At 39.2% G+C, this 18,280-nt stretch carries 12 protein-coding genes; 5 read left to right on the top strand and 7 right to left on the bottom strand.

Annotation, left to right across the window (positions count from 1 at the left end; all coding sequences use genetic code 11):
- Positions 1-97 precede the first annotated feature (97 nt).
- Together CXF85_RS03755 and CXF85_RS03750 are read left to right on the top strand one after the other, a co-directional pair.
- Complete coding sequence (locus CXF85_RS03755; RefSeq protein WP_442871860.1) at positions 98-2,644, top strand: glycoside hydrolase family 3 protein; 2,547 nt, start codon at positions 98-100, stop codon at positions 2,642-2,644.
- 120 nt (positions 2,645-2,764) lie between these two features.
- Positions 2,765-3,643, top strand: a complete 879-nt coding sequence (locus CXF85_RS03750) for a transporter substrate-binding domain-containing protein (RefSeq protein WP_101227165.1) — start codon at positions 2,765-2,767, stop codon at positions 3,641-3,643.
- Between the two features lie 39 nt (positions 3,644-3,682).
- Here the strand turns inward: CXF85_RS03750 and CXF85_RS03745 are convergent, their stop codons facing one another.
- The 7 genes from CXF85_RS03745 to CXF85_RS03715 form a co-directional block, all read right to left on the bottom strand.
- Complete coding sequence (locus CXF85_RS03745; protein ID WP_101227164.1) at positions 3,683-4,234, bottom strand: hypothetical protein; 552 nt, start codon at positions 4,232-4,234, stop codon at positions 3,683-3,685.
- A gap of 48 nt (positions 4,235-4,282) precedes the next feature.
- Positions 4,283-5,092 carry a polysaccharide deacetylase family protein gene (locus CXF85_RS03740; RefSeq protein WP_232771063.1) on the bottom strand — a complete coding sequence of 270 codons (810 nt, stop codon included), beginning with the start codon at positions 5,090-5,092 and terminating at the stop codon, positions 4,283-4,285.
- On the bottom strand, positions 5,092-6,573 hold the full coding sequence (locus CXF85_RS03735) for a tryptophan halogenase family protein (RefSeq protein ID WP_101227163.1): 1,482 nt from the start codon (positions 6,571-6,573) through the stop codon (positions 5,092-5,094). Before CXF85_RS03735 ends, CXF85_RS03740 begins: the two co-directional genes overlap by 1 nt.
- Before the next feature lie 55 nt (positions 6,574-6,628).
- A complete protein-coding gene (locus tag CXF85_RS03730) occupies positions 6,629-7,633 on the bottom strand; it encodes a cupin-like domain-containing protein (RefSeq protein ID WP_101227162.1) in 1,005 nt (334 codons plus the stop codon).
- A gap of 55 nt (positions 7,634-7,688) precedes the next feature.
- A complete protein-coding gene (locus CXF85_RS03725; protein ID WP_101227161.1) occupies positions 7,689-8,417 on the bottom strand; it encodes a SapC family protein in 729 nt (242 codons plus the stop codon).
- 54 nt (positions 8,418-8,471) lie between these two features.
- Entirely contained in the window at positions 8,472-10,040 is a 1,569-nt protein-coding gene (locus tag CXF85_RS03720; RefSeq protein ID WP_101227160.1) for a tryptophan halogenase family protein, read from the bottom strand.
- A gap of 257 nt (positions 10,041-10,297) precedes the next feature.
- Complete coding sequence (locus CXF85_RS03715) at positions 10,298-13,309, bottom strand: TonB-dependent receptor (protein ID WP_101227159.1); 3,012 nt, start codon at positions 13,307-13,309, stop codon at positions 10,298-10,300.
- A 435-nt stretch (positions 13,310-13,744) separates the two neighbouring features.
- On the opposite strand from CXF85_RS03715, the gene CXF85_RS03710 reads away from it, so the two are divergent.
- The 3 genes from CXF85_RS03710 to CXF85_RS03700 are packed head-to-tail and all read left to right on the top strand — an operon-like array spanning position 13,745 to position 18,252.
- On the top strand, positions 13,745-15,244 hold the full coding sequence (locus CXF85_RS03710) for an MFS transporter (protein ID WP_232771062.1): 1,500 nt from the start codon (positions 13,745-13,747) through the stop codon (positions 15,242-15,244).
- Complete coding sequence (locus tag CXF85_RS03705) at positions 15,237-17,720, top strand: GH36-type glycosyl hydrolase domain-containing protein (RefSeq protein WP_101227158.1); 2,484 nt, start codon at positions 15,237-15,239, stop codon at positions 17,718-17,720. The genes CXF85_RS03710 and CXF85_RS03705 overlap by 8 nt, the downstream gene beginning before the upstream one ends.
- Positions 17,713-18,252 carry a gluconokinase gene (locus tag CXF85_RS03700; RefSeq protein WP_232771061.1) on the top strand — a complete coding sequence of 180 codons (540 nt, stop codon included), beginning with the start codon at positions 17,713-17,715 and terminating at the stop codon, positions 18,250-18,252. Before CXF85_RS03705 ends, CXF85_RS03700 begins: the two co-directional genes overlap by 8 nt.
- Positions 18,253-18,280: the final 28 nt, after the last annotated feature.

The following is an 18,280-nucleotide window of genomic DNA, read 5'->3' as shown; positions in this document are numbered from 1 at the left end:
TAGCTATAAAAAGTAACGATATAAATTAACGATTAATAACCATAATCAATAAAAAAGAAGTAACACTATGATAAAAAATAAATCAATTAAGACCAGTATGCTTTATCTGGCGATGTCGTCACTCATTGTGGGTTGTAATGCTCAAAAACAAGCCTCTTCGGTAACAGCTAAGGCGACCGTTGAATCAGTATCACAACCAGCAGCTTCATCGAATATTGATATCTGGCCAGTACTTGATCTTGCGGTAAAGCCGGATAGCGATATTGAAGCTAAAGTGGCGTCATTATTAGCCACTATGACGCTTGAACAAAAAGTCGCGCAAATGATCCAACCTGAAATACGCGATATTACTGTTGAAGATATGCGTAAATATGGCTTTGGTTCCTATTTAAATGGTGGTGGCGCTTTTCCTAACAATGATAAACATGCAACACCCGCTGATTGGATAAAATTAGCTGAGGCTATGTATCAAGCATCAGTTGATGATAGTTTGGATGGAAATAGCATTCCTACTATTTGGGGCACCGACGCAGTGCATGGCCATAACAATGTTATAGGTGCCACTTTGTTTCCACATAACATTGGTTTAGGTGCTGCAAATAACCCTGTACTTATTGAGAAAATTGCTGCTGTTACTGCCATTGAAGTGATGGTTACCGGCATCGATTGGGTATTTGCACCTACAGTTGCTGTTGTTCGTGATGATCGCTGGGGCAGAACTTATGAAGGCTATTCAGAAGACCCAGAGATAGTCCGTGCGTATTCAGCGGCTATTGTAAAAGGTTTGCAAGGACATGCCGATAAAGATTTCTTAGGTGATTCACGCGTGATATCCACTATCAAACACTTTTTAGGTGATGGTGGTACTGAGGGCGGAGATGATCAAGGTAATAACCTTTCTTCAGAACAGGAATTATTTGATATTCATGCCCAAGGTTATGTTGGTGGCTTAGAGGCTGGTGCGCAATCGGTAATGGCATCATTTAACAGTTGGCATGGTGAAAAATTACATGGCAATAAATATTTACTAACCAACGTATTAAAAGAAAAAATGGGCTTTGATGGTTTTGTCGTTGGTGATTGGAATGGTCATGGCCAAATTCCAGGCTGTACAAACGAAAGCTGTAGTCAAAGCGTAAATGCTGGCCTGGATATATTCATGGTACCGACCGATGCTTGGAAACCTTTGTATGAGAATACTATTGGTCAAGTTAAGTCGGGTGAAATTAAAATGTCACGTATTGATGATGCAGTCAGCCGTATTTTACGGGTGAAGTTAAGAGCGGGCATCTTTGATAAGCCAAGTCCTGAAAATCGTGCTATATCAGGAAAACTTGAACTCATTGGTGCAGCCGAACATCGCCAAGTTGCCCGTCAAGCAGTACGAGAGTCACTTGTTTTACTTAAAAATAAAAACAATATTTTACCACTCAAACCAAACACTAACATTCTAGTTTCTGGTAGTGGTGCTGACAATATAGGCCAGCAATCTGGTGGTTGGTCGGTAACATGGCAAGGTACTGGCAATGTTAATTCTGACTTCCCGGGTGGTAGCTCTATTTATGATGGCTTTAAGCAAGTCGTAAACAGTGCGGGGGGTAATATTGAATTAGCGGTTGATGGCACTTATACACAAAAACCAGAGGTTGCTATTGTTGTGTTTGGTGAACAACCCTACGCAGAAGGTATAGGCGATATTGACAATCTTGATTATCAACGTGGTAATAAAACTGACTTAGCGTTACTTAAAAAGCTTAAGGCTGAAGGCATTAAAGTTGTTTCGGTATTTATCTCTGGTCGTCCTATGTGGGTTAACGCCGAGCTAAATTCGTCGGATGCATTTGTTGCTGCTTGGTTACCAGGTAGTGAAGGTGTTGGCGTAAGTGATGTCTTATTCACTAAAGCAGATGGTAAAATTAACCATAACTTTAAAGGAAAGCTGTCTTTCTCTTGGCCTAAATCGGCGACACAAGCCGTTGTAAACCGCTTTGATGAAAATTATGCACCTTTATTACCTTATGGCTTTGGTCTGCAATATGGTGATGATAATACGTTACTTGATGATCTGAATGTAGTTGTTGAAAAGTCGGCTAATGCCGAGCAGTCTTTGGTGTTATTTGAACATGCGGTAAAAGCGCCGTGGTCGTTAAATGTTATTTCAGGTGATCAAGCGATTGGTGTATCTAGTTCGGTTGTTGAACTGCCTGGTGTTACGTTAAGAACCATGGATAAAGATGTACAAGAAGATGCTCGAACCTTAAGCTTTACTGGTAAAGAATCTGCTTCAGTGAGATTACAAAGTACTTTTGTTGAAGATTTACGTCAATATATTGAAAACGATTCAGCGTTAACTGTTCTGGTACGTAAAGACCAAGAGTTTAGTGAGTCCGTAATGCTTGAAATGCATTGTGATGAAGCTGATTGTCAAAAATCGGTTGATATCAGCGCAGTAATGAAAGGCTTTACTATCCATGAATGGCAAGAGCTTAGCGTTGATCTTAATTGCTTTGTTAAACAAGGTGTTAATTTTGGTCGAGTTACTGTGCCATTTGGTATCACGACTGCAGGCCAAGGTGTTGTGTCATTTTCAACATTGAAACTGCAAGCTAATAAAGCAAGGAATGCTACGATTAACTGTCAATAAATAATCCACTTTAGTCATGCTATCTTAGTAATGCTATTAAGCAGAACTGGCATCACTCATAACAAATATTGTTCTGAGTTATGTCAGTAATTTTTCCAGCAATTGATGGGCGTTTAAGTAATGCGTAGTTGTTATGTTTTTTTCTTGATCTTGTCTTTTGTCACCGCTAGCGGCGCCTCTCAAGCTAAAGATATTATTTATTATCCTTGGTTCGATGAAGGGCAATTTAAAGAAGACGCGTACTATCTCGCCTTACTTAAACTTGCCCTTGAACGCTCTAAAGAGGAGTTTGGTGAATATCAGCTTAAAAAGTCGGTTCAGCCAATGTATCAAGGTCGCTCACTTGTTGAGATTAAATATAATCGCAGCGTTAATGTTACTTGGACTATGACCTCGAAAGAGCGTGAACAAGCAGTAAACCCAATCAGAATCCCCTTACTAAGAGGTTTAGGTGGTTATCGTATATTTCTAATAAAGGAAGGGCAGCAAGAAAAATTCTCTAAAATTAATACAACAAAACAACTTAAAAGACTCTTTGCGGGACAAGGGTATGATTGGCCAGACTCAACAATTTTAACCGATAATAATTATCGGTTAATTACCGGGCCTGGCCATAAAACTTTATTTAATATGTTACAGCATGGTCGTTTTGATTATATGCCTAGAGCATTGCATGAGGCATGGAATGAAGTAGAAATGTTTAAGGGTTTACAGGTTGAGTCGTCACTCGCATTACATTATCCATCACCGTATTATTTTTTTGTTAGTAATGACAATCCAAAACTGAAAAAGCGTATTGAAGCAGGTCTTAGAAATGCAGAAAAAGAGGGGAGTTTTAAAAAGCTATTTGAAAGTCATCCGGTAACAAAAAATATGTTAGCTTCTGCCAAGTTGGAACAGAGAAAAATATTTAAGCTGAAGAATTCCTTCATGTCATCAGAGACTCAGCAAGTGGTAGACAAAATAGCCTTGTTTCATTCTCCCTCAGTTAACCATTAAGTGAGGTGCTTTAGCGTTTCATCTTACTTACTTACTTACTTACTTACTTTTGTTTTGCTTGATTATCTTGTGCTCAATATCCATTAACAAATCAAGTAAATCAGCCACACCGATAAAGTGGCCAAAACAAGGCTTAGCAAAAAGCGCATTTGTATCACCCTTTTGTTGATGTTCAATAATCGCACCTCGCCATTGTGCTGGGTGAGCAGGCTCTTTGTGATTGAATTGAAAAACATTTAAGTGGGAAGATGCATTGCGAATATGGCGAAAAAATTCAAAAACTTCAGAGCCATCATTATATTGTTTAACCGACTCATAAGCGGTATTAGCCAGCATCATACAACATGAAGCAATATGTTTGCTTTTATTAATCTCTCCTCTGAGGGCTTGCTCTCTGAGCTGGAAAGGGGCTAAGTGCTTAGCTTTGGAATAAGCGCCGGGGAAACTGATAAGTTGATCTGCTGCTTTGTATATTTCGACTTCTTTTTCAAAAATAACAGGACAACCACATAATGATATGGAAAAGCTTGAAACGAGATCGTAAAAATAGAAATCTTTTTTGAATTCATGAGATTGAACTTCTGCTTTCATTTTTTATCCTGATATGGCTCATCACTTGAGCTTGGTACGGTTAAATCATTACTCTTGTTGAAGGGTAATATGTAAACTGATATTGAGAAAGGTATCAATCCAATAATCCGCTTTGTTCTTTGCTAAGAAACTCAGCAGCGCGTTGTGGGCTTTTGAGCTTATACTAAGGTGATCACCGCCAATACCATGAAAGGTAAAGTTCACCATAGTGCCATGGCTTCTAGCCTCTCTAACCAAAGAGATTAATTGTTTTCCAGTGAGGTTTTCTGCGGAAATAACTGAAACACGTTTAATATCAACATCGTCCATGCTTTTAGGTGTTGTTCCCACCTTACTTTTAATACCAACAAATAAAGGGGTTATCGCCTCAAGGTAATCCGCTCCATTGGCTAAGTTGTCTGTACAAGGGACAGTAAATGTTCTTTTACTCTGGTTGTCTAGCTGCTTTAAAATAGTATTGGCTGTTTTTATTTCAGCCACTATTTTCGATACGGATACATTATCTAAATTATTATCTGACGCTACCCAGCCTCGGTTGGGCAGGGACTTTCGGCATGCATGATGAATAGTATGGTTACCTAGCTCATGACCATGTTTAGCTATTTTTTGCCATTCTAGTTTTCGAGTGTTAAAAACAGGGGAGGTTAGTGTTAAATAGAAGCTACCTTTGAAACCATGTTTATCAAGCGCAGGAATGGCATTATCAAGCTGACTATTTAGCGCATCGTCATAGGATAGACTCACAGCAGCTAATGCGTTATTTGGCCATGGATATGGCACATCGGCTGCAAAGGTAGTTGCTGACCAAGTTGATGACCAGAAATGAGCAATAATAAAGCCAGCAACTATTTTCTTCACTATTGGGCCTTACAAAATCTATCGATGAAAGCATTATGCGGCGGTAATTGTTTAACAGTATTATTAACATTGGTTTTAATATGGTCCAGAAAACGCTGTAATTCATCATCACTCATATTATCTACAATGGGGTGATAACTCTCTGGGATCAAACCTTGACCAATCATTACTTGCATCCAAGAATCGTCAAAAAGTTCATTGTTTTTTCTAAATACTCTGCCTGTTTCTTTAAATAATTTAATTCTATGTGCTAACCCTTCAGGGATCGGCATATTACGACAGTGTCGCCAAAACTCAGAGTCGTTTCTGTTGGTTACACTATAATGCAGAATGATAAAATCACGTGTAGTGGCCGTATCAAATTTGGTTTGCAGGTTAAATTCATCAATATCCGTTTGTTTTATGCCATCTTGTGGAAACATTCTCAGCAATCGCACGATAGATTGCTGAATAAGATGAATACTGGTTGATTCTAACGGCTCTAAGAAGCCACTTGATAGGCCAATCGCAATACAGTTCTTATTCCAATGTTTTCGTCGCGTACCTGTACGATATTTTATCACTCTTGGTTCGGTGATTTTCTCGCCAACTAAGTTACTTTCGAGTACGGCTAAGGCTTTTTCATCAGAGACATATTTACTGCAAAATACCATGCCATTACCCACTCTATTTTGCAGTGGAATACGCCATTGCCAACCAAAGTCATGAGCAATAGAACGAGTATAGGGTTTTGCTGCTTCAGTCGATTTAGTTTGTACTGCTATGGCTGAGTCGCAAGGTAACCAGTGCGACCAGTCTTCGAAACCAGTATGTAATGCACCTTCAATAAGTAAAGCGCGTTGGCCTGTACAATCTAAGAATAAATCGCCTTCGATAACCAAACCTGATTCAAGCGTAAGTGAGCTAATATCACCAGAATTTTGATCAATATTAACTTGGTTTATTTTTCCTTCAATGCGCTTCGTACCGTGTTTTTCACTCATCTTACGTAAGAATTGACCATAACGTGTTGCGTCAATATGATAGGCATAATTAAGGCCATTGTTCGGTAGGTGCGCAAATTTTTCATTTGACGCAGTAACTTTTTCAAGACAATAGTCGCCAAATTCTGAGGCTATGCCTTGTTGTCTGCCTTTAGTCCAAAAATGCTGAAATCCTGCCGCCCAACAATCTTTTCCTGTTAGGCCAAAAGCATGTAAATAATCTTGATTAACATCGCGCCATCCTTCAAAGCTTATGCCCAACTTGAAGGTGCCATGGGTCTCTTTAAGAAACTCAGCTTCATTAATATTGAGCAGTTGGTGAAAATATTGCAACGTGGGAATGGTCGCTTCGCCAACACCTATAGTGGCAATATCATCGGACTCTACTAAGGTAATATCTAAGTTTTTGCCTAATAATTTTGATATTGCCGCTGCTGCCATCCAACCAGCCGTTCCGCCGCCAGCAATTACCACTTTTTTTACTTTATTTGTATTCATGGGACTACGACCTTTTCAATAAAATTGTGTCTAAAAGATTGAGTTGATATTACATTCATCGATTTAATTTGTTCAGTAGCATCGATCTAATTTGTCGAGATGACTTATCATTTAATGGGTTTAGGGAACCAAGATGTTGCTCAGGAATGTAAGATAGCGCCTTTGGGTCGTCGTTAAATACATAATGTTTGAACATTTCAAACCATGCTTTTTTTTGGTCAGCAGGCAGACTCTTTATATTTAACAGGGCATGCATCATTGCATCAATCGGTGCACCCATATGCGGACTTGTTGTTTGCCACCAGTAATTTATTAGCAGGTTAAATTGACTTAACCCTTCAACATGATGCCACCACATACTTGGTAAAAATAATGCGTCGCCAGGCTCTAATTCAGCGACTACTGCCTGTTCAATGGCGTCTTTAAACTTTGGGAACTTATCAAAGTCAGGCTTATGGAAGTCGACTAAGCTAATGGCTTGACCTGCGGGAGTATGATCTAGGGGCCCTATATATAAATTACATAACTGCTCGGGTGGAAACAAGGTGAAACGTCTTTTACCCGCGACACAACAGGCGATATTACTTGGCGTATCATGATGGGCAGCAATGCGACTTTGATTGCCTAACCATAAACTCACCAGCGGCTTAAATTGACTGATAGCGGCTAAATCATTTTCTTGTCGAAAGCCGGGCAACAATTTATCGACATGGGTTGAACCAACATAGATAGAGGGGGATTTATTAAGGTGCTGTGATGCTAATAGTTGCGCTAGCACTTGATCAAACTGTGCCGCTTGTTTAGTAAAGTTAAAGTCTGAAAAATCTTCGTTATAAAATAAGCGGCCGTTATTCTCATGTGCACTTACCCCCATACCTACCGTCATACCTTGATAATATTGATTAAGGTAGTGTGAGGCTTGTTCAGAAGATTCTTTAGCGGCTTTAACAACAGGCCAGCTATCAACTAGGCCTGTTAAAATAACCGGCTTATTTGACGTTAGTACACTCTCTGGAATGTCTAACGGTGAACAAGCCGATATATTTTTTACTTTAGGCATCTTGGCAAATATGTCAGTAATATTTATTGCTCCTAAACGACAAGGTTATTTTTCTTTACACCGATACCAACTTATCTTTAAGTTGGATTAAAGCATTAATGTTTTCATGGGATGCAATCACCATATAAATCAACTTAAGCAAGCCTGATTTATTGAGTTCTTCTAGTGTTTCACCTTTTAAGTTCATTAACTTATCTTCATTAATGGTATAAAAGCCAGATAAACGATTATTTGAGCCATTGGTTAATTGAATATCTAAATTGAAAGACTCAAATAAATCTAAGGCTATCATGGTATCCATAAAATGTTTGGTTGAAGGTTTACTTTCATGAATAGCTTTTAGTGTTGAACTTATTTTATTGATATATTCACTGTTTCCTCCATGTGGAAGAAAAATATCTGTACCTTGATTTTTATTGACTCTTGGGTTGTCTAAATCAAGATGAATAACGGTGTTTTCTACAGTTTCACCATTTTCTACCACGGACTGCTGTCCAATTAAGAACGGCTCTCTTTCAATCATTAATGGAATGTAGCTAGCGTGCCATTGTTCATCTCTTAAAAAAAGATTTTCTCTTTCTTCAAAGCCAAGTAGCGCCAAAGCTGTATAGGTATTACTGTTATTATCTTTGTGAAAGAAAATAGGGTAATCGGCTTGTAGCTTACTAAATTCAAACGGATAAACAACGCTATACATAGTGTTATTACCGTATTCTTCAGACTTGTCGGTAATGATTTTAAGATCCTGATGATCAAGGTTATTTAATAAAACGTGATTAGCCATGTAAACTCCGACGGTTAGTGATAAAAATTAGCGATGAAATTAGGCTTTAACGCACTAATTATTTACTTTATTTTGCACTTTATTCTGTAATATATAATCGATTAATTCTCGATTACTCGGTAAACCTGCCAAGTACTTTCGGCACAGTTGTTGATTCTCTTCTATATTTTTTTTACTAATTTGTGAATTGTCATAACGCCTGGTTGTTGCTCTTGTTTGGGTATTAAAACCCATGCCATAAAGAATATATTGATAGCTAGCCGCGGGAAAAATTTCTTCTATCTCGGTAAAGTCGTTATACGTAGGCTCTTGATGTTGCCATAAAGATAATAACTGCTGTAAACGCGCAGGAATCGTCTTGGCTAAGCGATTATCAAGCCAATACTTACTATCACTGCGTTGGCTTAATACGTAATGCAACTTCAAAAACTCAATAATACGCTGCCAACGATAATGAAAGCGTTGATTAAAACGTTCGGCTGTTATTGCCATTATGCTGTGATTAGCAGGTAGTTCTTTGGCAATCATTTTTGCTGATAATTCGACTAAGGCTAACGCGGATGCTTCAAGGGGTTCTAGAAAACCTGCCGCCATACCTACAGCCACACAGTTTTTATGCCAAAATTTTTCTCTATGCCCGGGTGTAAAAGCAATTTTTTTAAAAGTAAGTTCTGCTATTTTTGCGGCACTTAACTCTTTAGCTAGGTAATCTCGTAATGCTTGCTCTGCTGCTTCATCGGATAAATAATCGCTAGCATAGGTATAACCAACCCCTCTTCTGGTGGGTAAGCCAATGTCCCAAATCCAACCAGCTTGTTGGGCTGTTGATAAGGTGTGTGAGGCAATAGGTGCATCGACTGTATTATAAGGAACCTGCACGGCAATAGCGCTATCGTTAAATAAGATGTCTTTTTTATTAAGAAATGGGATCTGGTAATGTTTGCTTAATAAAATAGCATTACTGCCTGAGCAATCGATGAATAAATCAGCTGGAATGTCACTATGACAGCGGGTACTGACACTTTCAATATTACCTTCTATCGCGCCGTTCACTTGTTCAACATGGTCAACGATGTGTTTTACGCCTAAATTATCTATACAGTGTTGTTGCAGTAAAGTAGCAAATTTAGCGGCATTTAAGTGGTAACCATAATTAGCTACAGCGGCAAATTCAGGTGTTTGTTTTTGTTTGGGCGCGCAACCATGATCACATAAATGAGGTTGAAAGCTTACTGCGTGTGCAAAAGGAGTGTGTTGGTCATTCTTCTGCCAATACCCAGCAACATTTGTTTGGCCAAACCCTTGAGGAGCAATAAATGGATGATAGTAGTTATCATTATTTTGTCCATTAACCCAGCCAATGAATTGTGAGCCTTGTTTAAAAGAGGCATCACAGCAGCGGATAAATTCTTTTTCTGAGATACCGATGGTTTGTAGGGTATTACGCATTGTCGGCCAAGTGCCTTCACCTACACCGATAGGCTTAATGTCAGGAGATTCAATTAATGTTAATTCAATGCCTTGTGCTGAATTTGCCTGATGTTCAGCAGCAATAATACCAGCAGTTAACCAACCTGCGGTCCCACCACCAACGATAACAACACTTTTTACGACTTTATTCATAATAATACTTCATTAATTATTTTGAAATTCTAATTTATATTTTATTAATATCAATCAAGTGACTTAAATCATCTTAATACAGCTTGTTTTTTATTGAAAGTTTCGAATTTTAAATTACATTTAAAATATTGTTTTACGTGCTTTTTATTTGTATTTTTCATCAGTGTATCGTTAAATAAAATGAGTAACCGTAAAGTTCACGGTTACTCATTTTTACCCAGAGTAATCAATTACTCCTTGATATAGCTCATACTAATTTAGAACTTATAGCGCATACCAATATTGTAACGAGCACCTGTTTGCTGGATGTTTTTAGTCATTAGAACATGGCGACCATAAGTACGAGTAGTCTCATCCGTAAGGTTTATCGCTTCAGCGAAAACAGTTAAGTTTTCATTGAATTCATACCCTATATTTGCATCCAATTGTCCGTAGGCTTCAGTATAAACTGGGTTAGAACCTTGTCCATCATGAAGAGCAGTTAAGAAATCATCACGCCAGTTATAAGCGAAACGAACTTGGAAGCCAGCTTTATCATAGAAAGCAATAAAGTTAGCAGAATCACTGACCCCTAACAAAGGTGTTACCGCATTTTCTTCAGAGGCGTTGTCATAGTCAACATCACTGTCAACTAAAGTAAAGTTAACAATCGCACCAAAACCAGACTCACCAAATAAATGTTGGGCAGCTACCTCGATACCATTTACTTTATTTGAACCTTGGTTTACCGGTTGAGAGTATTCAACGGCAAGTTGATCATTTTCTGTCGGGTGACCAAATATTTGTGTAGCAGCGCCACCATCAACACCAGGTATTATGTATTGATCTGTAGGGTTGTTAGCTTCTATATATTCACGATGTAGGCCATTATCTGCAATATTGTTACCTGTATTTGCTACCGCGTCATCATAACGACTACCAGAGGCAGGATGAGTTACTACAGCACCGTCTGCACGTTGATAGTTTTCTGTAGTCACTTGAGATCCGATTACGTTATCAACATCTTTTTGGAAAAGGCCCAAAGAGACATAACTTGCTTCGCCGTAATAATACTCAATTGATAAGTCGAGGTTGATTGATTCGACCGGTAACAAACCAGTATTACCGCGATTACCATCGGCAAAGCCGTTAGTACGTACGTTGCCTACTGTTGCACCAGCAGTTAAGTTACCGTAGCCAGCACGTGTTAATGTTTCACTATAAGAAGCTCTAACTATTACGTCTTCAACAACTTCGATATCAAAATCGATGTTAGGTAAAAAGTAGTCGTAACTACCGGTATCTGAAAAGTAAACAGAGTCTGAGCTAAGATTTTTTGCAAATTCGTTATCTGAAACCCAAGAGACTGAATCAATAGCAGGTAACAGTGTGTTTGAGACGATGTCGGTATTTTCATAACGAAGACCAACCGTAATACCTACTGGCATTTCACCAAATTCTAAAGCCATATTAGCTTGAACAAAGGCACTGGTGGTTGTTTCTTTGGTCAGACGATCAGTGGTGTAGTTAGATGGAGCACAGACTTGCGTACCACATGGCCATGCAAGAGAATCATTTGGATCACCATATAATGAACCGATAGAATCAGCCATTGTAACAAAATCCATCGCCCAAAATTCATTGGTCATGTTAGTTTTATCACCAGGCATGTTATCAAAACGATCAATCATAGTGCTTTGGCTGTCTAATAACATCTGGTCGTCAATATCTGCAGGAGTACCTGAGCCACCCCAGTTAGGGCGTTCAGCATTTGCAAAGGCATTTCGGTTATCTACAACGTTATTGCCGATGCCAAAATCAATACTTTCAACAATGCCGGTATCAAAAATATAGGTACCATCAAATTGTATTTGCTCGATTTCTGACATCATGTAACTGTTTCTGAAACTAGTACCCGTATTGGTTACGCCTTCAGGTGTTAAACCAGTTGTACCACTTGGGTAGACCACTTCAACAACAGGGAATTTTGATGAAAAGTCAACTTTAGTTTCAGCACGGCTCCATGTGGCGACTTGAATAGTATTACTGTTACCGTAAATGCTATCTGGTTTAGCTTCTGCACTTGAGCTGTGATAATCAAGATTAAAAGAAAGGTTATCGTTAACAAGGTATTCCAAATTAATACCAATCGATTTGTTTTCGTTTACTTGAGCGCTTTGTTCAACTTGGCTTACTAAATCGGAAGGTCCATCAACATCATGAATGTATAAAGGAGCGGCAACATTTTCACCGTTTGCATCTGTCCACTCTGAACCCATAGGTTCGCCGGCATAATTTAGGCTCATCCAGGCAGAGAATATGTTTTGGTTCAATTCTTGTTCATTTTTTGAATAAGTATAATCAAGTGTCGCAGTAAGGTTTTCAACAGGGCGGTACTGAAGTGTTAATTGGCCATTGGTACGAGTACGTTCTACTTCACTAAAGCCATATAAAACATTATGTGGAACAGCGTAAGTTACCCCATCAGCCGGAGTATTAATTTGAGTGGGCCCATCACCGACAGAACCCCAATCACCTTCGCCACCTGTTTGTGGACGCCAACCATTGTCAACACCTGCACGGGCAGAGCCACTTTGACGGTTTTGATAACTACCGGTAATTGCGACACCAAAGGTATTATCAGCAAAAGTATTACTATATAAACCCGATAGCTCAGGCGTTAAAGCATCACCATCGGTACTTGACGTATCATGAACACCTTTAATACCAAAAGACGCTTGTTGACCACCAAGATTAAGTGGTTTTAATGTACGAAGGTTGATCGTTGCACCAATGCCACCTGTTGCTACCGACGCTCTACCTGTTTTATAAACTTCAACAGCACTAATACCTTCCGATGCTAAGTTACCAAAATCAAAAGAACGAGAGTCAGACGCGCTGGTATCGTTGATATTTGATGACGGCATTTGACGTCCGTTTAAGGTAACTAAGTTATAGTCAGGGCCAAAACCACGTACAGTTACTTTACTACCTTCACCATTATCACGGTCAATAGATACACCACTGATACGTTGTAATGATTCAGCTAAGTTGGTATCGGGAAATTTACCCATGTCTTCAGCTGATATAGCATCAACAACACCGTGTGAATTACGTTTGATATCCATGGATTTAACTAAACTACCGCGAATACCGGTAACCGAAATTACTTCCAGTTCATCTTTGTTGATGTTGGCTTCTTCTGCTGATAGTGCTGGTAGCGCAGTTATTCCTAGTATCAATGACAAACTTGTTGCAATTCTTGTTTTGATGAAGGTTTTCTGAATCATGTTACATCCTTAGTCTCATGGACCATTTTATAATTATCAGTTTAGTGTAAGCGCTTACAAGATGATACAAAAAAAATACAAGATACCCACTCTGTTCAGTAAGATGTAAATAAAATACTATGTAAGCGCTTACATAAAGGTAAGTTAATAATAAAAACAGGTCAATAAGTATTTTAATTTAAATTAAAGTTTATACACTAAACGTACAATAAACCCACAGTGTTTCGTTTTTATTTTATATTGTAAGTTGTTGTTTAAGTTTAGGATTACTTTGCGTTCGCTTGGTTTATCAAAAAATATTATTGATAATAATGTAAATACCAGTATATTTGTAAGCGCTTACATTTTCATCGAGTATGCTAAATAAAGTGTAATCACTAGCTTTGTGTTTTCTTTATGTAAATGTAATTTTAAGTAATGATGGAGGCCATAATAATGATAAAAAATATAAAACAACATCAACAGAATTTAAGCCCTGATTCTGGTATTAGTTCGGGTATTAGTTCTGGTCCTAATGCTGGTCTGAGCTTAGGTGAAAAAGTGGGTTACGCCTGCGGCGATGTCGCTTCAAATTTTTACTGGCGTGTCTTTGATGTATTCCTCTTTATCTTCTATACCGATGTGTTTGGCTTATCAGCAGCTGCCGTCGGTACCATGATGTTAGTGACTCGACTCATTGATGCTTTTTCTGATCCCTTGATGGGAGCAATTGCCGATAGAACCAAAACAAAATTTGGTAAGTTCAGGCCTTATCTACTCTGGGGTATTATTCCTATGATTGCCGCAGGGGTACTTACTTTTACCGTGCCTGATGTCAGTGATGGCAATAAATTAATTTGGGCCTATGGCACTTATATCTTTATGATGTTGGCATACACCTTTATAAATGTGCCTTACGGTGCCTTACTCGGTGTGGTTACGGGGGACAGTCAGCAAAGAACTACCTTAACCAGCTTCCGTTTTATTGGTGCTTTTTCAGGTGGTAGTCTTGTTGCTTATATGACACCTGAGTTGGTAAATTATTTAGGGCAGGGTGATGAAGCTCTGGGTTGGCAGCTTACTATGCTTACTTATGGTTTAGTTGCTGCAGTACTTTTTGTTATTACCTTTTTATCGACCACTGAGCGCATATCCCCACCAGCCAATCAAAAAACACCCGTGATGCAGGATTTAAAAGACTTAGTGCAAAATAAGCCTTGGAAAGTACTGTTTGTTTTAGCGCTGATCATCATGATGACCATCTCATTAAGAGGCAGTACAGGTACTTTCTATTTTAAATATTATGTTGAACGTCCAGATTTAATTGGCAGTTTTGCCATGGCTTACATGATTGCCTTAGCTATTGGCGCAGCGTCTACACCACTATTAACCAAATTTATTGATAAACGTCGCTTGTTAATGATACTGATGACACTTGTCGCGGTACTGTCCGTTCTTTTCTATTTTGTGCCGAGTGATAACATCACTTTGATGTTTTTTTTACAAATCATGATTGGTTTAGCATTGGGGCCAAAATCGCCGTTAGTTTTTTCTATGTATGCAGATACCGCTGATTTTTCAGAGTGGCGAACAGGCAGACGAGCAACGGCAATGATATTTTCTGCTGCAGCGTTTGCGCAAAAACTCGGCGGCGCTTTGGCGGGGGCTATGATTGGCTGGACGCTGGCTTCATTAGGTTACATTGCTAATCAGGTGCAAACGGGTACATCTCAAGAAGGTATAGTATTGTTGATGACTGTAATTCCAGCCTTGTTTGCTGCTATTGCTGTACCGTTAATTTATTTTTATCCGTTAGATGATGAGAAATTGAAAAAGTTACAAGGTGAATTACAAGCACGGGAATCCTCAGCACAGCAAGGGTTAGCGCTGCAAAAAGTAACGAAGCAAGAAAACCCTAATGCGGCTGATGAGCAAGCAGGAGCGGTTAATGCCTAAATTACGGATACCAAAGTTACCTATAGCTAACTTACCTTTGATCTCAATAGATAACGCTGTTGATGGTGGTAGTAAAATAAAGCTAACAAGCCCTACTAAATTACCTAATGCGACCGGATTTTTATGGAATCGGTTCATGATCATGCAAGTGAATTGTCGTGGTTATGTTAATGCACAGTTTATGCAACCCGAGCCAGCTAAATACTCTTACGCGCCAAACATGGAAGCTAAAAGCTTTATTCAGCCAGAGCATAGTTACTTTACTCATCATCCAGGGCGGTTTTTCTACCTAAAAGATGAAGACAGTGGTGAGATAATTTCTCTGCCTTATGAGCCCATGCGAGTTGAATTGGATAAGTTCTCTTTTGAACTCGGTAATAGTGATATTACTTGGTCAATTGAGCACAGTGATCTGCAGATAACCATTAAAGTTAATTTAACTAAAGATGACTTAGTTGAATGCTGGTTCTTTTCCGTGCTTAATCTAACTGAAACGGTGAGAAATATTAGCATCTACCCATATTTTACCATTGGTTATATGTCGTGGATGAATCAGTCAGCAACCTATAGCGAGACGTTAAATGCTATTGTCGCTGATTCGGTAACACCCTATCAAAAAGTAGAAGATTATTTTAAAAATCAGCAGCTAAAAGATAAAACTTTTTTCCTTAGTGATGCCCGCCCTACGGCTTGGCATGCAAATCAAAAAGTGTTTGAAGGAGAGGGCGGTTTGCATCAGCCGGATGCTTTAAAGGATGAGTTATTAGGAAATGTTGAAGCGCGTTATGAGACTCCTGTGGCGATAATGCAGTTTCAACAGCAGTTATTTCCTAGTGAACGTAAAACCTTGCAATTTTTATTTGGTCCGGCAAAAGATGACGCTGAAATAGCAATAATCAAAGAAAAATATTTAGGCCATAAACAACGTAGTCAAGCGGAAAAGTCCTATCGAGATTACATAGCACAAAGCAAAGCGTGCTTAACCATTAATAGTGACTGTGGCAATGACAATGGTACCGTAAATAAAGGCTTTGATGATTTTGTTAATCATTGGCTACCAAGGCAAATGTTTTATCACGGCGATGTGAACCGCTTGAGCACTGATCCTCAAACGCGTAATTATATCCAAGATAATATGGGCATGGCTTTTATTGATAGCGATATCACTCGGCAAGCATATATCTTAGCTATCTCTCAGCAAGCCATTAGTGGAGCAATGCCTGAAGGGGTATTGTTACACGCGGAAGCGGAGCTCAAATATATTAATCAAGTACCTCATGCGGACCATGGTGTGTGGTTGCCTATTTGCCTGTCGGTTTATTTAAATGAAACCGCTGATGTCAGTTTACTCAGTGAAATGATAAGTTTTTCCGATTCAGCCGAAGCGCAATCTTTTGCTTGCCATATCGAGTTAGCTTTGGATTACCTTATTAATGCTACCGATCATCGTGGTTTGAGCTTTATTGAACAAGGCGATTGGTGCGATCCGATGAATATGGTGGGTTACCAAGGCAAAGGCGTTTCTAGCTGGTTATCGTTAGCAACCGCCTACGCAATAACGACCTGGTGCGATCTTTGTGATGAGTACGACATTAATATTAGTCGGCAAAAGTATGATGAATATCGATTTTCTGCCCAAGCAATAAATGCCGCGGTTAATGAACACCTTTGGCATGGCGAGTGGTTTGCGCGTGGAATTACCGATGAAGGACGTGTATTTGGCACAAATAAAGATGAGGAAGGAAAGATATTTCTCAACCCGCAAAGTTGGGCCATGCTTAGTGGTGCGGCAAATGAACATCAGCAACTTGGTATGATAAAGGCCATCTCGAAACAGTTAACCACGCCCCAAGGGGTAATGATGCTGGCGCCAAGCTATACCCGTATGGTGGAAGATATTGGTCGAATTTCCCAAAAGCATCCAGGCGTATCTGAAAATGGCTCTGTTTATAACCATGCGGCAATATTTTATATTTATGCGCTTTATCAAGCAGGGCAAAACAACCTTGCCTTTGAGTTACTCAATAAAATGTTGCCGTCACTTGAAACGGCACAAGTCACGGGGCAATTACCTATCTATGTGCCAAATTATTATCGCGGTGCCTATCATCAATTTCCCAAACAAGCGGGTCGCTCTAGTCACTTATTCAATACGGGCACAATTTCTTGGTTATACCGTTGTTTAGTAGAAGAGCTTTGTGGCTTGAAAGGTTGTGCAAGAGGCTTGCAGATAATGCCAAAACTACCAACAGCTATCAAGCGCCTATCAGGTCAACGGCAATTTAGGCGAGCAATGATTGATTTTACTATCGAACAAAGCAGCGATGTTAGTGCCGTAGAAATTCTTCTCGATAAACAAGGCATAGTAGGTAATGTACTGGAGAATTTGCAAGCAGGGCAACAGTACCAATTGCAAGTGAGGGTTCCGCTTACCTGTGAGGTTAGTCATGCTAATCAAGGTGCGCAGTATGATTAAACCAGTACAGCCATCGCCAAGGCTATTTATTGTTATGGGCGTCAGTGGCACAGGAAAGTCGAGTTTAGCCAAGCAATTAGCTGATGAACTTTCAATAATATTTCTTGATGCCGATGATTTTCATAGTGTCCAAGCCAAAAAGCATATGGCAGAAAATAAACCATTAACCGATGAGATGAGAAAACCTTGGTTAGCCGCTATTTTAACTCATTTGAACAGCCTTTATCAGCAAGGTAAGTCGGTAGCATTGGCATATTCAGGTTTGAAATCGGCACACCGACAGTTGTTTAGAGAATTGTGTTTTCATTGCCACTTTTTCTACCTCATCGCAGATAAAGACGTTATAGCTAAGCGAATTGCTCAACGTGAAAGTCATTTCTTTTCGCCAGATTTGCTTGCTAGTCAATTTGCAGCAATGCAGGCGCCTTTGCTTAGTGAAACCGATGTTAGTGGGATAAATAGTGAACGGCCATTTTTGTTAGTGGCCAATGAAATAAATAAACTTGCTCAATTACTTACCAGAAAAGTATGACCACAAGTAATCAGCAAAAAGTAATCAC

The sequence above is a fragment of the Colwellia sp. 75C3 genome (genome assembly GCF_002836255.1).
GTDB lineage: Bacteria > Pseudomonadota > Gammaproteobacteria > Enterobacterales > Alteromonadaceae > Colwellia.
Note: the sequence above shows the minus strand (reverse complement) of the source record. Positions and strands in the feature narration are given on the sequence as shown.

What these genes read in the sequence shown, in the direction of transcription:
- CXF85_RS03755 (WP_442871860.1), top strand. Translation starts at nt 98, where the DNA reads ATGCTTTATCTGGCGATGTCGTCACTCATTGTGGGTTGTAATGCTCAA.
- CXF85_RS03750 (WP_101227165.1), top strand. Translation starts at nt 2,765, where the DNA reads ATGCGTAGTTGTTATGTTTTTTTCTTGATCTTGTCTTTTGTCACCGCT.
- CXF85_RS03745 (WP_101227164.1), bottom strand. Translation starts at nt 4,234, where the DNA reads ATGAAAGCAGAAGTTCAATCTCATGAATTCAAAAAAGATTTCTATTTT.
- CXF85_RS03735 (WP_101227163.1), bottom strand. Translation starts at nt 6,573, where the DNA reads ATGAATACAAATAAAGTAAAAAAAGTGGTAATTGCTGGCGGCGGAACG.
- CXF85_RS03730 (WP_101227162.1), bottom strand. Translation starts at nt 7,633, where the DNA reads ATGCCTAAAGTAAAAAATATATCGGCTTGTTCACCGTTAGACATTCCA.
- CXF85_RS03725 (WP_101227161.1), bottom strand. Translation starts at nt 8,417, where the DNA reads ATGGCTAATCACGTTTTATTAAATAACCTTGATCATCAGGATCTTAAA.
- CXF85_RS03720 (WP_101227160.1), bottom strand. Translation starts at nt 10,040, where the DNA reads ATGAATAAAGTCGTAAAAAGTGTTGTTATCGTTGGTGGTGGGACCGCA.
- CXF85_RS03715 (WP_101227159.1), bottom strand. Translation starts at nt 13,309, where the DNA reads ATGATTCAGAAAACCTTCATCAAAACAAGAATTGCAACAAGTTTGTCA.
- CXF85_RS03710 (WP_232771062.1), top strand. Translation starts at nt 13,745, where the DNA reads ATGATAAAAAATATAAAACAACATCAACAGAATTTAAGCCCTGATTCT.
- CXF85_RS03705 (WP_101227158.1), top strand. Translation starts at nt 15,237, where the DNA reads ATGCCTAAATTACGGATACCAAAGTTACCTATAGCTAACTTACCTTTG.
- CXF85_RS03700 (WP_232771061.1), top strand. Translation starts at nt 17,713, where the DNA reads ATGATTAAACCAGTACAGCCATCGCCAAGGCTATTTATTGTTATGGGC.